Genomic DNA, 3,124 nt, shown 5'->3' with positions numbered 1-3,124 from the left:
AAAGCCACATAGATTCCCTGTTCTCGCCAGGTCTTTCGAATACCACGGAATTGCCCGACCCATCTTTCCCATTCAGCTGGATCATCCTTCCAAACCTGGAAATCATCACTCGACATTCCAAGCAGGCCTGTAGCGAGAGCCCTTCTGATAGAGCGATCATTTTGTGCATCGGATAGTCCCTGTAAGACCCAACAAAGTTCACGACTCTCTTCGGTCTCAAACAAGCTCATATCACTGAAAACAACGGCGGGTAATCCACGGGAACAAAAATATTCCCAAACCTCACGGGCTTCGGAGTTCGATCGTACAAGGACGGCAATATCGCCCGGGTTCACCTCTTGTCCCCCTACCCTTCCGTCATTCAAAAGATCAAATATTTCATTGGCCATATCAATACGGATGGCGCCCTGAGTAATCGACTTATTAGGCCGACGATCTCCGGGGATTTGTAATTCACGAATCACAAATGAAGGAGTAGAATTTTCGCCAAATTGAAACAACTTGTTCTGATCTGCTGACCCTCCAAGGTTTGGATTGACTGGGTGGAAAGGAAGTTGGGGATGCAAAAAGGGACTTTCCGCAGGGGCAGATAAAAATTGATTAACCCCACGGACCAAGGAAGAAGTGGTCCGAAAGTTTTTATCCAAAGAATAAGTCTTGGCTCCGGTTGCACGGGCAAATTCAAAATAGGCCTCAATATCAGCACCACGAAACCGGTAGATTGATTGTTTGGGATCACCAATCAGATACATTCTGTGCTTTTCACTCGACCCGAATAATTCCTGAAAGATTTTGAATTGTACAGGGTCGGTATCCTGGAACTCATCGATGAGAGCCGCTTCAAAACTTGTCCGCAAGGATTGACGCAAAGACTCTCCAGCCTCGGTTTTTCGGGTTACTGCATCGGCAGTGAGCCGTAAAAGATCATCAAAAGAAAGTAAACCACGGGCATTCTTCCATTCCTCTATACGTTTGCGCAAATAATTCGCACCGTCGATTCGGACAATGGTGAAAAACCGGTCCAATGCTAAACAAAACTCTTCCGCCTGCCGGGAAAATTGGGGCCTTGGGTCGTTAATAAATTCTTTACGTACAGAGAGTTTGGAAGATCGAATTTCCCGTAGAACCTCTATCCCAGATGGGGAAATGGATTGTTTGACCAATAAATCATCAAGCAAACGGGCATGGCGGTCGGATTGGGTGTAAGCACGATTTCTTTTATTCACGCATTTTTCGATGAATTGAAAATATTCATCTCTCCCCTGTATCCATGAATCTTTAAGCAGTTCAAAGCCAAGAATTAATTGTTCCCTGAACAAGGCAGGGTCCTCACCCTGACCAAACCCCATTTGGAAAGATCGGGTAACCGGCAAACTCTTGTAAAACTTTACCAGTTCATCCGGTCCCAACCTAGAAACAGAAGCCGAGGCAGCAACCACAGGATGGACATCAGCCATGGAACAACGCCAAAATTCATGCATTGCTTCGGTAATTAAATCATCTGCAGATTGGTCCAATTCCGCTTCAAAAAGTGCATGAGTCTCCAAAGAATTTTCTGCCAACACACGGTTGCAAAACCCATGAATGGTATGAATGACTGCTTCATCAAAACAGGTTATGGCTAATCGGATCCGACGGATGTATTTGTCTTTATTGCTTCCAGAGTTCGCAAGTTGCCGAATGGTTTCATCATCGATTTCGCACCCCTCCCCCTGGAGCAGTTCCAATGCTTCGACCAAGAGTTCCCGAATCCTTCCCCGTAGTTCCTCAGTAGCTGCGGTGGTGAATGTAACCACAAGAATTTTAGAAACCTCCAGGCCATGCTCCGCAACTAGACGTAAAAAAATACGGGCAAGGGCAAAGGTTTTACCCGTCCCTGCACTTGCCTCGAGTAAACAGACGCCCTCATCTAAAGGCTCATTTGCACAGTCAAAGGAGAGTGGCATCATAGCTCTTTCTCCTCCCGTTGATGGTCAAGTAAAGGTCCAAAAACTTCTTGTGCAAGATGGGCAAATGCCGGATGGCCAATTGGATCGTCCCGAAAACAGGTGAGGTTTTCCGCAGACTCTCCCTCTTTAGGACCGCCACGGGAAAAGCTGGATGGTTCCCACTCCTGACGAGCTTTCTTGACCGCCCCATCTTTTAACTCATCAGTCACTGGACTCTCCCCATTTAATAATTCCTTCGCATAAGCATGGGAAGAAGCAGGAAAAAAAGGAATGGGTCTAAGCATGCCTTCTTGAAAAACCTCGATTAATTTAGAAAGAAGTTCTTTGGATTGATCTTCAGGAATAGGCTCAAAAGATAAATATTTCTTAGCCTTATCCATAGCAAAGAAGCGAGTCTCCAAGGAATCCAAAGGCAAAAATGCACAGGTAAATAAATGTTTAATCCAAGCAGACAATCGATCCTTTGGTCGAGTAGCTCCGCAACGGTACAATACCTGTTTACCGTTAAGAACAGAAACAACCTCCCCACGGATTTTAAGACCTGAGATGATCCCCTCCAGTAAAGCCGGCGGGGCGTATTTACCAACCAGGGCATCTCCCCATCGTTCTATAAATTGATCGACCTCAATGGCTGCCTCGTTAAACCAGACTTCACCTAAGCTACCTGGAGGTAAACTGCCCTTTGCTTTTTCGAGGGCATGAAAGTTTATCTCTGGTTCAGGCGTCAACGCCATAGCAAGCAAGCGGTTTTTAACCCCATATTTCTCGAGGTTATTTAAAGACATAGGCTCGTGATCTTGAGGAGGTGGATCATCCTCCCACAAACTCATACCCAGGCAATTTACTAAAAAATACTTAGACGGACTCTCAAAAAATCGAATTAAATCAACCAAAGAAATGCCCTCTAAAGAATCTGTCGATAAAGGAATCGAGGAGTTCACAAATGGAAGAATTTGTTTATCCGGAAATACCAACGCCCGGGCGGCCAAGCAATGATCACTGGAAAAGGAACGGGGCAATTGACCACCCGTAAAATTATCCACTGCAAATGGATGCAGGGATTGGGATTGTACCAGCACATCCTTGGCCAAAATTGGGCGGTTATCCCTATCCCCAAAATCGACCACTTTGTCTAATGCATCCAATAATTCGGCGATTACCACAGAGGGGGAAAT

The 3,124-nt window shown here is 45.6% G+C and carries 2 protein-coding genes; both read right to left on the bottom strand.

The genetic code is table 11. The annotated features are described in order from the left end of the window. The coding region (locus ACKPQ4_RS09310; RefSeq protein WP_407680908.1) for a UvrD-helicase domain-containing protein at positions 1-1,949 on the bottom strand (1,949 nt) is incomplete at its 3' end. Next, the coding region (locus ACKPQ4_RS09305) for a hypothetical protein (protein WP_407680907.1) at positions 1,946-3,124 on the bottom strand (1,179 nt) is incomplete at its 5' end. The genes ACKPQ4_RS09310 and ACKPQ4_RS09305, both read right to left, overlap by 4 nt.

The organism is Candidatus Chordibacter forsetii, from assembly GCF_964187505.1.
GTDB classification, from domain to species: Bacteria; Verrucomicrobiota; Verrucomicrobiia; order Opitutales; family Seribacteraceae; genus Chordibacter; species Chordibacter forsetii.
Note: the sequence above shows the minus strand (reverse complement) of the source record. Positions and strands in the feature narration are given on the sequence as shown.